We start from the raw sequence: 16,429 nt of genomic DNA on the forward strand, positions 1-16,429 counted from the left end.
CCCCCGGCCTGCTTGAGATCACGAAAGTTCGGGCAAGGGCTGTGCGGGATGACGGCGGTGCTGGCCGTCGTGCCGCTCAGCCGGGTCGGCGGGGCGGACCAGCCGATCGAGCCTGATGTGCTCATGAACGACGGAACCCCAGTCCTGCAGTCCCGCGAGCCTCGCCCTGACCCGCTGGGCGTCGGGATGTTCGAGCTCCTCGAAGATCTGCAGCGCGTCGCCCCAGATGAGCCGGGCGGTCTCGCCCTCGCCCAGCTTCTCGTGGCTGTCACCCAGCCGGGTGAGCGTTCCCGCCACGCTGCACAGGTCCCCCGCGTGCCGGAACAGCTCCAGGCTCTGCCGGTAGCAGTCGATGGCCTGCTCGTGCTGCTGGAGATGATGATGGATGTGGCCCAGGCTGTCCCAGGTCGCTGCTTGGCCGTGCAGGTCGCCCGTCAGATACTGCAGGTCGAGCGCCTGCCGGCAGTAGGCGAGGGCCTTGGGATGCTCGCCGAGCAACGTGTGGTGCCAGCCGACCGCGTTGAGTGCCCTTGCCTGCCCGGCCTGATGGTTGGTCCGCTGGTAGAGGTCGAGCGCCTGCTCGGCGTGGCCGAGCGCCTCCCGGTAGCGTGCCTGCCGTTCGAGCACTCCCGACATGTTCCCGTGCGTGTGCGCGGCGCCGGTGAGGTCGCCAAGCTCGCCGTAGAGCCGGAGCGCGGACTGGAAATGCCCGAGGGCGTCGTCATAGCGGCTCAGCTTGGTGAGCGCCCACCCGAGGTTGCGGTAGGCGTGCGCCTGCCCGATCTTGTCACCGGTACGGCGGGCCGCCTCCAGGCCCAGCTCCTGGAGTCCGGCCTGTTCACGCCATCGACCCTGCCGGTCCAGAAAATCATTTAAAAGCCATGCGAGCTGCCATAAATGCGTGTCGAACCCTGACTGCGCGGCAAGGGAGGCGGCCGCCATCAGGACCGGATGCTCGGCCTTGAACCATTCCCACGCCTGCGCGTGGTCGGTCGGCACCGACAGGACGACCCCGGGCTGGGGCGGCGCCAGGACCAGAGGGTTCTGATGGACGTTGAGCAGCCGGGCCGAGTGGTGTGCGGTGTGCACGTAGTGGTCGAGCAGCCGGTGGAGGGCGGCCTGCCGTCCGGACTCGACCTCGTAGGCGCTCGCGAGCTCGGCGGCGTAGGCCCGCAACAGGTCATGGAAGGCGTAGCGGCCATGAGCGTGCTGGGTGAGCAGGTGCGTGCGCGTCAGCTCGGCCAGCAAGGGACGCGTCTGGGTCAGGGACATGCCGATGAGGCTGGCGGCGGGCAGCTGGCCACGGCGGACGAGGGCGACGACACCTTCGTGAACGACGGCGGCGCCCCGTTCACCGCGGCCGAGCTGAGCCCCACCTACACCTGGACCAAGCTCGGCACGCTCCAGGGCGACAACTGGCGTGTCGCCGGTTTCGGAACCACTGCGTTCGGCACGAGCTCGCTGACCTACGACTCCGCCGGACGGATCAGCACCATCAAGGAACCGGCCGTCGGCGAGAAGCCGGAAGAGACGGTGACACTCCACTACGCGACCACCACGACCGCCACCGCCGGCTCGTTCGGCGACTACGCCGGCCAGGTCAAGGAGATCACGCTCGTCTCCGGCACCGAGGCGCCGAAGACCGTGGCCAGCTTCGACTACGACCTGTCGGGCTGGCTCCGCGCCACGAGCGACCCCAGCAGCGGCACTCCCGCGGAGACGTACGCCTACGACGCGGCGGGCCGCCTGGACCAGATGAGCTCGCTCGACCTGGGCGGATGGGACCTGTCCTTCCCGGCCGACAGCGCCGCCCCCGCGGCGGCCTCCACCGAGCCCGACCGCCCGGCCGCCGACAATCCCCTCGTCACCGGGCCCGCGTCCGACGTCGACGGGACGCTGTCCTCTCCCAGCTACTGCACCACCGCCACGCACTGGCTGTGGTACACGAAGCGGGGCTGCTCGTCCTGGGCCGCGCACTACGGCTGGCACAACCCGCAGTTCAAGAACACCCCCACCGGATTCCAGGTCGTCGGCATCAACCACGACCACTGCACCTCGGCGCCGGATCAGCCCCGGTACCTGTTCTGGAAGTACGACTTCCGGGTGGCCTGTGACATGCACGACTACGGCTACGGCCTGATCGGGAACACCTACAAGGGCTACCGGTGGTACCTCGACCGCAGCAAGAAGTCCCAGGTGGACAACCTGTTCTTCACCACGCTCGCCAAGAAGACCTGCCCCAAGTACTCCAAGCTCGCGCGGCCCGGCTGCCTCCAGCTGGCCGCCGTCTACCGGGTCGGAGTGATGAAGGGCAAGCCCAAGAACGGCGCGGACGCGACGAAGACGTCGCGACCCTGAAGGCAAGCGACCCTGGACCGGATGGCACGACCGCCATCCGGTCCCTTTCAGGGAGGTCCCGGACAGCACGTCTCCGTGACCGCCGGCGCTCCCATCGGGCCGAGCGTGGTGCTGATGGTCATCACCTTGCCCACCTCGCTGCTGATCCTCCTGCCGCGTAAGGCGAATGCTGCCATGAAAAGCTCTCTGTGGTCTTCGGCCATCACTCTGGCGTTAACCGTCACGGCGCTCGTGGGCACCCCGGCCGCCTCGGCGACCCCGACCCCGACCCCACAACCAACCGACATAGCCACAAAAGCCGTTGATCCCCCCGCCATCGATCCCGTACTGCGCAAGAAGACGACCGACAACCGCAAGGTCCGCGTCAACGTGCTCACCAGGTCACGGGACCAGCTTCCCGCCGCGGCAGCCGCCGGAACGGCCCTGAAGACCTTCTCCCGCCTTCCCGTGGTCACCATGCGGGTCGACGCGGCCGGCCTGGACCGCCTGGCCGCGCAGGCCGGCGTGGTGAGCGTCACCGAGGACGTCCCCGTCCCACCGGTCCTGGCCGAGAGCATCCCGCTGATCGGCGCCGACAAGACCAGGGCCGCGGGCCTGACCGGCGCGGGCGGCGCGGTGGCCGTCCTCGACACCGGGGTGGCACGCAGTCATACCTTCCTCGCCGGCCGGGTGGTCGCCGAGGCCTGCTTCTCTCCCTCCGACGCGGAGTACGGCGCCTCCAGTCTCTGCCCCGACGGTGAGGACGAGCAGGAGGGCACCGGAGCGGCCGACTCCGATCAGGGGCCGTGCGCGGCCGCCAACCTCGACTGCGACCACGGAACCCACGTGGCCGGCATCGCCGTGGGCAACGGCGCGAACGTCACCGGAGCCCCGCCGGCCGGCGGGGCCCCGGCGCCCAGCTGGTCGCGATCCAGGTGTTCAGCAAGTTCGACTCCGAGGACTTCTGCGGTGCGGGCGCCGCGCCGTGCGTGCTGAGCTTCACCAGTTCACAGCTCCTCGGCCTGGAGAAGGTCATAGAGCTCAAGGAGTCCGGCATCCCCGTGGTGGCCGCCAACCTGAGCCTGGGCGGTGGCCGGTGGACCGCGGCCTGCGAGACGGACGTGCGCAAGGAGATCATCGACATCCTGCTGGAGGCGGGCATAGCCACAGTGGTGGCAGCCGGGAACAACGGGTACGGCGACGCGGTCACCGCCCCCGCCTGCGTCTCCTCGGCGGTCACGGTGGGCAGCACCACCGACGACGACGCCATCTCCACCTTCAGCAACCGGGGACCCCTGCTGGACGTGCTTGCTCCCGGCACCGGGATCCTCTCCTCGATTCCCGGCGCCAAGTGGGGCACGATGAGCGGCACCTCCATGGCCGCTCCGCATGTGACCGGAGCGCTGGCCGTACTCCGCCAGATATTCCCTGGCATCAGCATCGGTGAGCTCATCGGCCGGATGACGTCCACGGGCAAGTCAATCACCTACCCGACCGCCACCACTCCCAGGCTCAAGCTGGACACCGCCGCCCTCACCCAGCCGACTCCCACGCCCACCCCGACACCCACCCCTACGCCGACGCCCACCCCGACCCCCACGCCGACCGAGCCGGAGAACGGCCAGTGGCCTGATTTCTACTCGAGCGCAACGGACTACAAGATTCCAGACCCGGGTACTGCGGAATCCCCCCTCCAGGTGAGCGGCCTGCTCGGGAACGCGCCGGCGTACGTGAACGTCTACGTCTACGTCTACGTCAAGCACACCTGGGTGGGCGACCTCTCGCTCGACCTGATCAGCCCCGACGGCACGGTCCACTCGATGCAGGGACCCTCTTCCAGCGACGCCGACGAGATCGACGCGGCCTTCCGGGTGGACGCCAGCACCGTGGAGACGCCGAACGGGACCTGGAAGCTCCGCGTCACCGACGGCTGGTCCGGCGACGCCGGTGTCATCGACTTCTGGTCGATGGACTTCCCCTTCTACCGAAATGCGGGCCAGCGCTCCCGCCTTCAGGCGGGATGGTGAAGGCCCGCGCGTGAGTGCCCTCTGGGGCGCGAGCGTGCAGTGACCGCAACTCCTTGCGACTTCTCGACCACGTACGGTATGGTTCTTGCGGTCGAACAGGCAAGCGATAACCAAGCTGGCTGAGAGATCACCTCCTTGATTCATTGGTATAACGATGCCGCCGGACGGGCGGTGACAGGATGTGGAGACTCGCCGTTGGGCGGGTCGGTGAAGCGTCAAGCGTCCCGTTCCATAGGTCGTGCCGTGTAGGCGGCATGAACTGCTGCGTGAGCAGCACGGGAATCTCTGTCGTTCACGGCGGAGAGCACGTCAAGAGAACTGGGACGACCACGACATCCCCGATCGCGAGGTCGTGGAGTCTCCCGTCACGGTCACCGGGTGGTTCCCTGGGAACATCCACGACAAGGTGACGGTCTACGCGGACATCCAGCACAGCTGGGTGGGCGATCTGAAGCTCGACCTGATCAGCCCGAACGGCACGGTGTACCCGCTGCGCGCCGCGGATGCCAAGGACAGCGGCGACGTCATCTATGAGACCTATCCGGTGGACGCGAGCTCGTCACCGGCGAACGGGACGTGGAAGCTACGGGTCGAGGACGTCACCGCAGGGGACATCGGTTACGTGGACGGGTGGTGGCTCAAGTTCTGATCCCGCGGCAGCGGGCTTCTGGCGGGCGGCAGCTGTCGCAGCCCGGCACAAGCCCGCTCGCCGGTGGCGGGCGGGTTGCTGATGAGCCTGGCCCCCGTCCAGGACGAGCGCCCCTCATGGGCCAGGATGAGGCTGCATGCCGCCCTGGTGCATGCCGCCTTGCTGCATGTCGCCCTGGTGCCTGCCGCTTTCGCGAATGCGCTCCAGTGTTTCCTCCCGCTCCTTGACCCCTGGACTCCTGAAGTCAATCCACCCCTTCAGTTCCTTCTTCAGGTTCCGCCAATTCCGTTGCGACACGGCGGTGTCCCGCCGCTCGTACCACTGCCGCATGAACTCCTTCTGGGCCTTGCGCCGCGCCTGCCGAGCCTTGTCCTCGCATCCGGGGTGCCGGCACGCCCCCATCTTGGGCGTGTCGTCGTCGGCGGCGTGTCTCCGATTTCTGCGCCGGTCAGGAGGATCCAGCATGGTCAGGCTGAGGCTGTCGGTGATGGATGACACCGTTGTGGACGCTTGTGCCATCCGAGTATCGGCCGCGTTCGCCGGTGCCACCGCGAAGCCCCCCGCGATGGCCGCCGACATGGCGACCAGCACCAGCTGCCGCGTGCAGGCGGTCGTGTGCATACGCCATCATCTTCTTCGGAGCCTGGCTGGGAGTCTCCTGCCGCACGAGACAGACCAGATTCCGCACCCTAGGGCGTGCACTCCGCCAGGCGGATATGTAGAGGGACCGCCTTCCGCAACGCGCGGAGACGGTGCCGTCCTCTTGTCGGTCCTCGTATATGAGATCCCTGCAGGGGGTGGCGGTCCATCCCGTAGCCGTCAAAGTTCGGGCATCATGTCGTGGTGCGCGGTCTCCGGCTCAGCGCCCGCGTACGATCAGCCGCAGCAGCCGCCGCGGCCGTTTCCCGCGGAACGCCGCCCGCTCGTTGACCTGCGGAAACGGCCCTTCGGGCACCGGCGTGCCGAGGAACGCGCACAGCGGCTCCCAGCCGTCCCCGGCCTCGAACACCAGCAGCCGGTCCGCCGGGATCGCCGCCTTCACCTCGGCCACGTGCCGTTCGAAGACGCTGAGGACATGGGCGCGGTCGTCGATGCGGTCGTCGAAGACGCGGTCCATGACGGTCGCCCGGGCCATGCGCGGGTACAGGGCGAAGTCCGGGGCGCGGCGGGCCACCAGCCAGCGGGTCACCCGGCGGCGTAAGGGGAGCCGCCGCTCCTCCATGGCGCTGCGGAAGATGGTCTCGCTGACGCTGTCGTACCAGCGGGCGGGATCGCGGACGGTGAGGATGACCTTGGCGTCGGGGTAGTGCTCGGCCAGCTCCCGCCAGTACGCGGCGGCGGGCCAGTCGACGGCGGACTGGAAGCCGGCGAACAGCGTGTCCCAGTCCCGGGAGCGGCCCTCGCCGACCTCGAGCCACTGCCGGACGCGGTACGGCTCCGCGATGACCGTCGACATGTGGTAGCAGGGGCCGTACCCCAGGATCTCGAGCGCCGCCTGCAAGGACCGCGTGCCCGTGCGGCCGAAACCCGCGCCGATCACCTTCACCTGGCGCTCACCACCCTGCGCGTCTCTGATGCGGCTCTGATGTGTGCTGTCTACCGTCGCAATGCATCCCGATATATAGGAATGCCGATATATGGCCATACGCCTACTGCCGATGAAAGCACAGAGGAGCCGCACATGCTCTTCCCGAACTCCCTTCTCGACGCGCTGCGCGAGGCCCCCGGCAGCACGGCCTTCGAGCACGGTGACAGGACCGTCTCCCGGGGCGAGCTGCTGGCGCTGATCAGGCGGCTGGCCGGCGCGTTGGGTGCGGCGGGTCTTGGCCCGGGGCGGGCGGTCGCGATCCGCACGGCCGTCACGCCCGAGGCGTTCGCCGCCCACATGGCCGCGCACGCGCTCGGCTGCCGCGTCGTCGGCATCCGGCCCGGTTACCCGGAGGGGCAGCTCGCCCACATCCTCGGGATGGGCGTCGACGCCCTGCTCGTGGACTCCACGACCGACCCCGGGACCGCCCCTCCGACCGGCCCCGGGACCGCCCCTCCGACTGGCCCCGCGACCCATCCTCCGACTGGCCCCGCGGGTGGCTCCGGGATCGCCACGTCCAGTCTGCTCCGAGTCGCGGCGCGCCACCTGCCCGGAAAGCCCGTGTTACGCCTCGACGAGCTCCTGCGGCACCCGGGCGACGGCCGGGCGCCGGATGTGGCGGCCCGGCCCGACGACGTGGCGCTGCTGACCTTCACCAGCGGCAGTACCGGCCGGCCCAAGGGGTGTGCGATCACATACCGGGCGCTCACCGAGCACTGGGCGTGGCAGCCGCGCCTGTGGTCGCCCGTCGCGGCCGGGCTCGCCAGGGACTTCGAGCGTTACCTGCTGTTCGGCACCCTCGCCAGCATGGTCGTCATGGAGTTCGTGGCCCCGTGCCTGCTCGGCGGCGGCACCGCGGTGATCCCCGAGGACGACGGGCGGCCCATGTTCCCGTACGCGATAGAGCGCTACCGGATCACCGGCTCGATCATCACTGTGCCCAAGCTATTCCAGATGCTGAAATTTCTGGACACGGTGGATGTGAGTAGTCTGCGGGCCTTGATGGTCTCCGGCTCGCCGATCAGCCCACGGCGGCTGGCCGAGGCGGCCCAGAGGCTCGGGCCCGTCGTCTACCAGGGATACGGGCAGACCGAGGCGGGCAACATCGCCATGCTCACGCCGGAACACATCGCCGCGGGCGTGCTGGAGCCGGTCGGCCGCCCGCATCCCGGGGTCGGGATCAGCGTGCGCGACGAGGACGGCCACGAAGTCCCCCCGCACACGACGGGCGAGATCCACGTACGCAGCCCGTACCTGATGAAGGGCTACTGGGGCGACGACGAGGAGACCCGCGCGACCCTGCGGGACGGCTGGCTGCGCACCCGTGACCTCGGTCGCGTGGACGAGGACGGGTTCCTCCACCTGGCGGGCCGGTCCCGCGACGTCATCATGGTCAACGCCATGGTCGTGTACGCGGGCCCGATCGAGCGCGTACTGACCGGTCACCCCGACGTGGACGAGGCGTACGTGGTGGGTGCCCCGGACGAGGGCGCCGGCGAGGCCGTGCACGCGTTCGTCGTCCCGGCGGCGGGACGGACCCCCGGCCGCGACGCGCTGAGAGCGCTGGTGCGGCAGGAACTCGGCGAGGACAGCGTGCCTCAGACGATCACGATCGTGCCCGCCGTCCCGCTGGCCACCAGTGGAAAGCCCGACAAACGAGCCCTCTCTGAGCAAATTCTGAGAATTGCCCCCCAACACTGATGTTGTCCGTTCAATCACATCGCTGTGACGGAGGCGTCAGTGCCGGACACGACCCTGGACCACCTGGTGATCGGCGCGGGCCCGGCGGGTCTGCAGCTGGGGTACTTCCTGCAGCAGCAGGGCCGGGACTACCTGATCCTCGAGGCGGGTCCTGCACCGGGCCAGTTCTTCCGCACCTTCCCGCGCCATCGCACGCTCATCTCGATCAACAAGAAGCACACCGGGTGGGACGACCCCGAGCTCAATCTCAGGATGGACTGGAACTCGCTGCTGTCGGACGATCCCGGCCTGCTGTTCACCCACTACAGCGACCGGTACTTCCCGAACGCCGACGACATGGTCCGCTATCTGGCCGACTTCGCCGACAAGTGCGGCCTGCGCATCGCGTACGGCTCCCACGTCGTCCGCGTGGACAGGTCCGGCGCGTTCCAGGTGACGGACGAGTCCGGCCGCCGGTACGAGGCGAAGCGGATCATCGTCGCGACCGGCGTCACCCAGGCCAACATCCCGTCCATCCCGGGCATCGAGACGGCCGAGCTGTACGGCACCGCCTCCACCGACCCGGCCGACTACCGCAACCAGCGGGTGCTCGTCATCGGCAAGGGCAACTCGGCCTTCGAGACGGCCGACAACCTCATCGAGACCGCCGCCGTGATCCACGTCGCGGGCCCGCACTCGGTGCGCATGGCCTGGCGCACGCACTACGTCGGCCACCTGCGCGCGGTCAACAACGGCCTGCTGGACACGTACCAGCTCAAGTCCCAGAACGCGATCCTCGACGGCGACATCAAGCGCATCGAGCGGAAACCGGACGGCATGTACCTGGTGACGGTCTCCTTCGCCCGGGTGAACGAGGTCACCAAGGACATCCCGTACGACCGCGTGATCCTCTGCACCGGCTTCCGCTTCGACGCCTCGATCTTCGGCGAGGGCTGCCGCCCCGAGCTGACCATCGACGACAGGTTCCCGGCGCTCACCCCGGCCTACGAGTCCGTCAACGTGCCGGACCTCTACTTCGCCGGGACGATCACGCAGTCGCGCGACTTCAAGCACGGCACCAGCGGCTTCATCCACGGCTTCAGGTACGGCGCCCGCGCGCTGCACCGCGTCCTGGAGTCCCGCTACCACGACGTGCCCTGGCCCGCCAGGCAGCTGCCCGCCGACCCGGCGGCGCTCGCGGCGGCGGTCATCGAGCGGGTCAACCGCACCTCGGCGCTGTGGCAGCAGTTCGGCCTGCTCGCCGACGTCATCGTGCTCGACGGCGGCGCCGCCCGCTACATGGAGGAGCTGCCGTACGACCTGCAGGGCCCGCCGATCGGCGACCGCGGTCACTTCGCGATCACCCTTGAGTACGGCCCCGACCACGACCAGATCGACCCCTTCGACATCGAGGTGGGCCGCATCCGGCAGAGCGACTCGGCCCGCGCCCACGAGGGCCACTACCTCCACCCCGTGGTCCGTCACCACGTGCCGGGGCAGGCCCCGGTCGCCCACCACATCACCGAGAACCTGGAGAACGAGTGGAACTCCCCGGAGATCCACATCGAGCCGCTCCGGGCCTTCTTCGCCCGGCGGGCCGCGCGGGTACCGGTGTGATGGAGCGGTGGAGCCTGCGCGAGTTCGAGGCCGCGGCCCGCGACCGCCTCGAGCCCGCCCACTACGACTACTTCGCCGGCGGGGCAGGTGACGAGGTCACCGTGCGCGCGAACGAGGCCGCGTTCGAACGCCTCGTCCTGCTGCCCAGGGTGCTGCGCGGCGCGGCCAAGCTCCAGACGGGCGTGACCCTGCTCGGCAGCCGCGCGGCCATGCCCGTGCTGGTGGCGCCGACCGCGTTCCACCGGCTCGCCGACCCGGAGGGCGAGCGGGCCACGGCGCGGGCGGCCGCCGCCGCAGAGACGATCATGATCGTGAGCATGGCCGCCACCGTCGCCGTCGAGGACGTGGCCGCCGCCGCGCCCGGCGCCGAGCTCTGGTTCCAGCTGTACGTGCAGCCGGACCCGGCCTTCACCGAGACCGTCGTGCGCCGCGCCGAGGCGGCCGGCTGCAAGGCGCTGGTCGTCACCGTGGACTCGCCCGTGCTCGGGCGGCGCGAGCGGGACCTGCGCAACGGCTTCCACGATCTACCCGAGCACCTGTGCTGCGAGAACATGCGCGACGGCGACCGGGTGCGCCCGATCGTCATGTCGCCCGAGCTGTCGTGGGAGCACATCGACCGGCTCAGGGAGATGACCGCGCTGCCGATCGTGCTCAAAGGGATCACGCATCCGGAGGACGCCCGGCTCGCGCTCGGCCGCGGCATCTCCGCGATCATGGTCTCGAACCACGGCGGGCGGCAACTCGACACGGTTCCCGCCACGATCGACCTGCTCCCGGACATCGTCGCGGCCGTCGGCGGAGCCGTGCCCGTGCTGCTGGACGGCGGCGTCAGGCGCGGCACCGACGTGCTTAAGGCGCTGGCCCTCGGCGCCACGGCGGTCGCGGTCGGCCGCCCGGTGATCTGGGGGCTGGCCGCGGACGGCGAGCGGGGAGTGGCCCGCGTGCTCGGCCTGTTGCGTGCGGAGGTCGAGCACGCACTCACATTGTGCGGCTGCGCGTCCATCGGCGATCTCGAGCCGGGCACGGTGCGGCGGCCATGATGCCGATCACGCTCCTGCTGGCGCTCGCCGTCGTCGTGAGCCTGCCGTGGTGGCTGCCCGGCAGGGTCGTGGCGCTGCGCGTACGCGTGTTCAACCGGATCAACGGCGACGAGGGCATCCCCGTCCCCGGCGACCTCGTGGGCGTCGACCGCTTCAAGGAGGTCTACTCGCACCCCGCGGCGGGCGGGCGGAGCAAGGGCGCCGCGCTGTCGGATCTGTTCTGGTACTGGCTGGCGCCCGGCCCCGAGATGCACCAGGAGCACCTGGAGGCGGGCGAGCGGTACGACGCCGTGGCCAGGACGACACGCGGACTGCTCGCCGTGCCGCGCGCCGAGGCCGAGGAGCTGACGCGCCGCTGCGCCGCCCGCACGCTGGAGGGCGTCCGCGGGCTGGTGCGGCTGCGCGACGTGATGATGCCGCTGTGGGCCGAGTTCTCGTACGAGCTGGTGTTCGCCGAGCCGTGCCCGCGCGAGGCCCGCGAACTGATCGTCGGCAACGCGAACGACGTGGTCACCTCGCTCAAATGCACCAGTCTGCGGCACATGGGGCGCCGCAACCGCCTGACCCGCTACCTGCTCGGCCGCCTGCCGCGGGTGCGGGTCCCGCTCCCGGCCGGCCTGTCTCCCCAGGAGCAGGCGTACTACCTGCACGGCGCCTTCTTCACCACCGCCGTCGTCCAGATGTCGGAGGCCATGGCCCACCTGCTGATGGTCCTCGCCCAGCATCCCGGCGTACAGGACAAGGCACGCACGGGCGACGACCGCTACCTCGACCACGTGATCGCCGAGACGCTGCGGCTCTACCCGCTCTTCGGCATCGCCCACCGCATCACCACCGGCGAGATCCAGCTCGACGAGCGCACCGCGATCCCGGCCGGGGCGGTGCTGTGCTTCAACTATCCCGAGTTCCACCGCGCCGGGTTCACCGATCCGGGCCGTTTCGACACGAGCCGCTTCGACCGGCCCGCCAAGGAGCTCAACCACATCCCGTTCGGCGTCGCCGCCAACCGCGCCTGCCCGGCCTGGCGGCTGGCGCCGATCGCGATGCGGGCCGCGGCGCGGGAGATCCTGCACCGGTACGCCCTGCACTCCTCGGCCGCCCACACCCGGTCCCTGCCCAACCGAGGGCCGTGCCTGCTCACCCCGCCGGACGCGTCCCGCCCGCCCCGCGCCGCGCTCGCCTTCATGCGGGTTCGCGACCGCTGGGAGGACGTCTGGCGCAGCTTTGTGCAACTGGTCCTCGGCACGTACATGGTCTGGGACGCCCGCCGGCAACGGCTCTGCGAGCGCCACTTCGATCACTCAGTGGAGGACTGAACATGACCGTACTGGCCCACGTCGTGCCTCCCGATCCGAACCTCGCCCTCATACTCAAGGTCCTGCCCGCCCTCGTCGTCATCCTGATCACGGCGGCGATCTGCGGCCGGCTGGCGCAAATGGTGATGCAGCCGCGCGTGCTCGGCGAGATGGTCGCCGGCGTGCTGCTCGGCCCGACGTTCTTCGGCTGGCTCTTCCCCGAGGCGCAGGCGGTCCTGTTCCCCCGGGAGGTCAGGCCGGTCCTGTACGTGCTGAGCACCATCGGGCTGACGCTCTACATGTTCCTGGTCGGCGCCGGCCTCGACCACGGCGCGCGGACACCCGGCGAGGTCCGCAAGGCCTCCGCCCTGGCCGCCGCGGGCATCGTCCCGTCGTTGCTGCTCGGCTTCGGCGCCGCGCTCCTCCTGCACGACATGCTCTCGCGTCCCGACGTCAGCCCGTTCCAGTTCGCCCTGTTCGTCGGCGGGGCGCTGTCGCTGACCGCGTTCCCCATGCTCGCCAGGATCCTGTACGAACGCGGCCTGGAGAACTCGCCCATCGGCCGCCTCACCCTCGTCGCCGCCTCCATCGATGACGCGCTGGCCTGGTGCCTGCTCGCCGTCCTGTCGGCCATGCACCTCGGCTCCGGCCCCACCGGCGCGCTGCCCACCATCGCCCTGACCGCGGTGTTCGCCGTCGTGATGCTCAAGGTGGTCGCCCCAGCGCTGCGCCCTCTGGGCAGGACCGTGGCCCGCACCGGCCGGCTCGGCGCCACCGGCATGTACGTCGTCATGCTCGTGCCCCTCACCGCCGGCTGGCTGACGGACTGGATCGGCGTCTACTCGGTCTTCGGCGGCTTCTTCGCCGGCCTTGCCATGCCGCGTGACCCGGCCTTCCGCCAGGCGCTGCACGGCCGCATGATGGAGGTCGTCTCGACGCTCCTGCTGCCGACGTTCTTCACCTTCTCCGGGCTGAACACCCACCTCGGCGGCCTCGCGGGCGGCGCCATGCTGCTGGCGTTCGGGCTGATCCTGCTCGCCGGGTTCTGCGGCAAGTACTTCGGGTGCTCGCTGGCGATGCGCGGGCTCGGGTTCGGCTGGCGGGAGTCGTACGCGGTGGGCGCCCTCATGAACGCGCGCGGGCTGATGATCCTCATCTTCATCAACATCGGCCTGGCCCAAGGCATGATCACCGACGAGCTCTTCGCCATGCTGGTGCTCGTGGCCGTCATCACCACGGCGGGCGCCCTGCCGCTCTACAAGCTGGCCCTGCCCCAGCGCCTCGAGGGCGTGACCAAGGTGGCCGAACCACCCGAGCTTGTCAGGTCCAATCCGTTGTGATCGTGCAGGTGGGCGGGGGTGCCTCCGGTTTCCTGACGAGTGGACCTGGTAATTGCGCCACCGGTGGTGTAACCGTGGTCAGGTGGCTGCTTCATCTGGTGCGGCCCGTCGGCTGCTGATCATCGAGGATGACCGCGAACTGGGGTACATGCTGGTCGACCTGTTCACGGAGCAGGGGTACGCCGTCGACCTGGCTCTGGAGGGGCAGCGGGGGCTGCACCTGGGGCTGAGCCGCTCGTACGACGTGCTGATCGTCGATCGCGGCCTGCCCGTGCTCGACGGGATCGACCTGCTCCGGCGGCTGCGCCGGCAGGCGGTCACCACGCCCGTGCTCGTGCTGACCGCCTTCGGCTCGCTCGCCGACCGCGTCGCCGGGCTGGACGCGGGCGCGGAGGACTACCTGGTCAAGCCGTTCGAGATCGACGAGCTGCTGGCCAGGGTGCGGGCCCTGCACCGCAGGAACATCGACCAGGCCAGGCTGCTGCCGCTCGGCGCGGGCTGGCTGGACTCCGAGTCGCACATCGTCCGGCTGCCGAGCGGCGAGCAGGTGGCGCTGTCGGGACAGGAGTGCCGGCTGCTCAGCGCCCTCGCGGCCCGGCCGCGGCAGGTGCACACCCGCACGTCGCTCCGGCAGCGGGTCTTCGACGGCGCCAAGAAGGAATCGATCGTGGACACGTACGTCTACTACCTGCGCAACAAGCTGGGATCAGGGGTCGTGTACACCGTGCGAGGCGTGGGCTACCGCCTGGGTGAGTTATGAGCCTGCCGGCCCTCGGCGGGCGGGCCGATCCGCAGCGGTACGCCCTCGACAAGCGGCTGCTGAAGCGGGCCCGCCGCCGCCTCACCGTTCAGGTCGCGGGCGCGATCTCCGTGGTGCTCGCGCTCGTCGGCGTGCTGGTCTACTGCTTCATGGTGCACCAGCAGGCCGGCTCGGCGCAGCGCGACCTGGCCGCCGCCGCGACCCGTGCCTCCATCGCCCACCCGCCTCCATGCGTGTGGCTCTACGAGCTGCGCGACGGCGCCGTGCGCAGCTCTCCCGGCGCGCCTGCGGAGCTCCCGGTACGCCTGGAGCAGGTGGCCGCCGGCTCCCCGCCGCGGGTCGAGGAGGTCGAGGTGGCCGGGCACGCGTACCTCATCCGCACCCAGCGGCGCGGCGACACGACCGTCCAGGCGGCGATGGACCTGCGCTACCAGGCCGCGGAGCGCCTGCGGCTGCTCCGCACGCTCGGCGGCGCGGAGGTCGCGGGCCTGCTGGCCGCGCTGCTGGTCGGCCAGGTCATCTCCCGCCGCGCCATCGCGCCGCTGGGCGAGGCCCTGGCGCGCCAGCGCCGCTTCACCGCCGACGTCAGCCACGAGCTGCGCACCCCGCTGACCCGCCTGCACACCCGCGCCCAGCTCCTGTCCCGCCGGCTGCGGGGCGGCACGGACCCGATCCTGCTGATCGACGAGGTCGACCAGCTCGTCACCGGCACCAGGCAGCTGGGCGAGGTGGTGGCGGACCTGCTCCAGTCGGCCCAGTTCCAGCAGCTCCGCCGCCTGTTCGGCCCGGTCGACCTGGCGGTGCTGGCCGCGGAGCTGGCGGTGGCCGAGAACGCCCGTGCGGAGTCCCAGGGGGTGACGATCGAGGTCTGGTGCGAGGGCCCGGGCGATCACGTGGTGCGCGGCGTGGAGTCCGCGCTGCGCCGCGTCATCTCGGCCCTGCTGGACAACGCACTGGGCCACACGCGCATGGGCGGCCACATCCGGATGACCCTCTCAAGGGACCGCGACGCCGTCCTGCTCACGGTCGGGGACGACGGGGAGGGCCTGGATCCGGCACACGCCGAACGCCTCTTCACCCGGTTCGTGGGAGGAGGATTCGGGCTGGGGCTCGCGCTCGTCCGGGAGGTGGTGGAGGGCCACCACGGCACCATCACCGCCGACGGCCGCCCCGGCGCCGGCGCTGCCTTCACCGTCCGCCTCCCGGCCGACCAGACCGGTGCACCGCCCCTTTGGGCGCCACCCGCCCGCGAACCCGAACGGCGCAGCTGAGCGGCGGACACCCGGCTCGCCGCCGCGATCAGGGGCCCTGCTAGCGTACGGCGAATGAGCGGGCGTGGAGTTCTTGTCACAGGTGCGTCCAGGGGCATCGGCCGGGCGATCGCGGCGGCGTTCGCCGCGCAGGGCGATCACGTGGCCATCCATCACCGGGACTCGGCGAAGGAGGCCCAGAGCCTGCTCGAGGAGCTGCCCGGCCAGGGGCACGGCATCGTGCAGGCCGACCTGGCGGACCCCGAGGCGGTGCGGCGCATGGTGGACGCGGCGGCGCAGGAGCTGGGCGGGATCGACGTGCTGGTGAACAACGCCGGCGTCTTCATCGACCACCCCATCACCGAGACGTCCTACGACGAGTGGCGCACGGCCTGGCAGCGCATCCTCGGCACCAACCTGATCGGCCCGGCCAACGTCACCTGGTGCGCCGTCCAGCACATGCCCGCCGGCGGCCGCGTGATCAACGTCTCCTCGCGCGGCGCCTTCCGCGGCGAGCCGAACAGCCCGGCGTACGGGGCCAGCAAGGCCGGGCTCAACGCGCTGGGCCAGTCGCTGGCCATCGCGCTGGCCCCGCGCGGGATCGCGGTGGCCGGGGTGGCGCCCGGGTACGTGGAGACGGACATGACCAATGAGCACCTCAAGTCCCCTCGGGGGGAGGAGATCCGGGCGCAGAGCCCGTTCGGGCGGGTGGCGCGGCCTGACGAGATCGCGGCGGCCGTCGTCTACCTTGCCTCCCCGGCCGCCGAATGGGCCAGCGGCGCCGTACTCGACCTCAACGGCGCCTCCTACCTGCGCTGATCCCCGGCGTCAGCCCCCGGGATCAGC

Annotated in this window: 15 protein-coding genes; 12 read left to right on the forward strand and 3 right to left on the reverse strand. The window is 70.5% G+C overall.

The window, feature by feature from the left end:
• Positions 1 to 18: 18 nt before the first annotated feature.
• Positions 19 to 1,272 (reverse strand): tetratricopeptide repeat protein, encoded by a 1,254-nt coding sequence (locus tag ABN273_RS23130; RefSeq protein WP_349451038.1) that lies wholly within the window; start codon positions 1,270 to 1,272, stop codon positions 19 to 21.
• Here ABN273_RS23130 and ABN273_RS23135 point away from each other — a divergent pair.
• The 4 genes from ABN273_RS23135 (at position 1,222) to ABN273_RS23150 (ending at position 5,013) form a co-directional block, all read left to right on the forward strand.
• Positions 1,222 to 2,358, forward strand: a complete 1,137-nt coding sequence (locus ABN273_RS23135) for a phospholipase A2 (protein WP_349451039.1) — start codon at positions 1,222 to 1,224, stop codon at positions 2,356 to 2,358. The genes ABN273_RS23130 and ABN273_RS23135 overlap by 51 nt on opposite strands.
• 75 nt (positions 2,359 to 2,433) lie before the next feature.
• The gene (locus ABN273_RS23140; protein ID WP_349451040.1) at positions 2,434 to 3,333 is read left to right on the forward strand and encodes a S8 family serine peptidase; all 900 of its coding nucleotides are present in this window, start codon (positions 2,434 to 2,436) and stop codon (positions 3,331 to 3,333) included.
• Positions 3,273 to 4,364, forward strand: coding sequence for a S8 family serine peptidase (locus ABN273_RS23145; protein WP_349451041.1), 1,092 nt, complete (start codon positions 3,273 to 3,275; stop codon positions 4,362 to 4,364). Before ABN273_RS23140 ends, ABN273_RS23145 begins: the two co-directional genes overlap by 61 nt.
• Positions 4,365 to 4,716: 352 nt before the next feature.
• Positions 4,717 to 5,013 (forward strand): proprotein convertase P-domain-containing protein, encoded by a 297-nt coding sequence (locus tag ABN273_RS23150; RefSeq protein ID WP_349451042.1) that lies wholly within the window; start codon positions 4,717 to 4,719, stop codon positions 5,011 to 5,013.
• Between the two features lie 114 nt (positions 5,014 to 5,127).
• Here ABN273_RS23150 and ABN273_RS23155 read toward each other — a convergent pair whose 3' ends face one another.
• Positions 5,128 to 5,634: a hypothetical protein gene (locus ABN273_RS23155; protein WP_349451043.1), complete on the reverse strand. Its 507-nt coding sequence runs from the start codon at positions 5,632 to 5,634 to the stop codon at positions 5,128 to 5,130.
• Between the two features lie 238 nt (positions 5,635 to 5,872).
• Positions 5,873 to 6,559: a sulfotransferase family protein gene (locus ABN273_RS23160; protein WP_349451044.1), complete on the reverse strand. Its 687-nt coding sequence runs from the start codon at positions 6,557 to 6,559 to the stop codon at positions 5,873 to 5,875.
• Positions 6,560 to 6,694: 135 nt separating this feature from the next.
• Between ABN273_RS23160 and ABN273_RS23165 the strand changes: the two genes are divergently transcribed.
• The 8 genes from ABN273_RS23165 to ABN273_RS23200 all read left to right on the forward strand — a co-directional run bounded on the left by ABN273_RS23165 (position 6,695) and on the right by ABN273_RS23200 (position 16,402).
• Positions 6,695 to 8,302 (forward strand): class I adenylate-forming enzyme family protein, encoded by a 1,608-nt coding sequence (locus ABN273_RS23165; RefSeq protein WP_349451045.1) that lies wholly within the window; start codon positions 6,695 to 6,697, stop codon positions 8,300 to 8,302.
• A 39-nt stretch (positions 8,303 to 8,341) separates the two neighbouring features.
• Positions 8,342 to 9,898: an NAD(P)-binding domain-containing protein gene (locus ABN273_RS23170; RefSeq protein WP_349451046.1), complete on the forward strand. Its 1,557-nt coding sequence runs from the start codon at positions 8,342 to 8,344 to the stop codon at positions 9,896 to 9,898.
• Complete coding sequence (locus ABN273_RS23175; RefSeq protein WP_349451194.1) at positions 9,898 to 10,938, forward strand: alpha-hydroxy acid oxidase; 1,041 nt, start codon at positions 9,898 to 9,900, stop codon at positions 10,936 to 10,938. The genes ABN273_RS23170 and ABN273_RS23175 overlap by 1 nt, the downstream gene beginning before the upstream one ends.
• Positions 10,935 to 12,254 (forward strand): cytochrome P450, encoded by a 1,320-nt coding sequence (locus ABN273_RS23180; protein WP_349451047.1) that lies wholly within the window; start codon positions 10,935 to 10,937, stop codon positions 12,252 to 12,254. Before ABN273_RS23175 ends, ABN273_RS23180 begins: the two co-directional genes overlap by 4 nt.
• 2 nt (positions 12,255 to 12,256) lie before the next feature.
• Entirely contained in the window at positions 12,257 to 13,573 is a 1,317-nt protein-coding gene (locus ABN273_RS23185; protein ID WP_349451048.1) for a cation:proton antiporter, read from the forward strand.
• 82 nt (positions 13,574 to 13,655) lie between these two features.
• Positions 13,656 to 14,333 carry a response regulator transcription factor gene (locus tag ABN273_RS23190; RefSeq protein ID WP_349451049.1) on the forward strand — a complete coding sequence of 226 codons (678 nt, stop codon included), beginning with the start codon at positions 13,656 to 13,658 and terminating at the stop codon, positions 14,331 to 14,333.
• The gene (locus ABN273_RS23195; RefSeq protein WP_349451050.1) at positions 14,330 to 15,604 is read left to right on the forward strand and encodes a sensor histidine kinase; all 1,275 of its coding nucleotides are present in this window, start codon (positions 14,330 to 14,332) and stop codon (positions 15,602 to 15,604) included. Before ABN273_RS23190 ends, ABN273_RS23195 begins: the two co-directional genes overlap by 4 nt.
• 54 nt (positions 15,605 to 15,658) lie before the next feature.
• Positions 15,659 to 16,402 carry an SDR family NAD(P)-dependent oxidoreductase gene (locus ABN273_RS23200; protein ID WP_349451051.1) on the forward strand — a complete coding sequence of 248 codons (744 nt, stop codon included), beginning with the start codon at positions 15,659 to 15,661 and terminating at the stop codon, positions 16,400 to 16,402.
• Positions 16,403 to 16,429 lie beyond the last annotated feature (27 nt).

The organism is Nonomuraea sp. B19D2, assembly GCF_040137845.1.
GTDB lineage: Bacteria > Actinomycetota > Actinomycetes > Streptosporangiales > Streptosporangiaceae > Nonomuraea.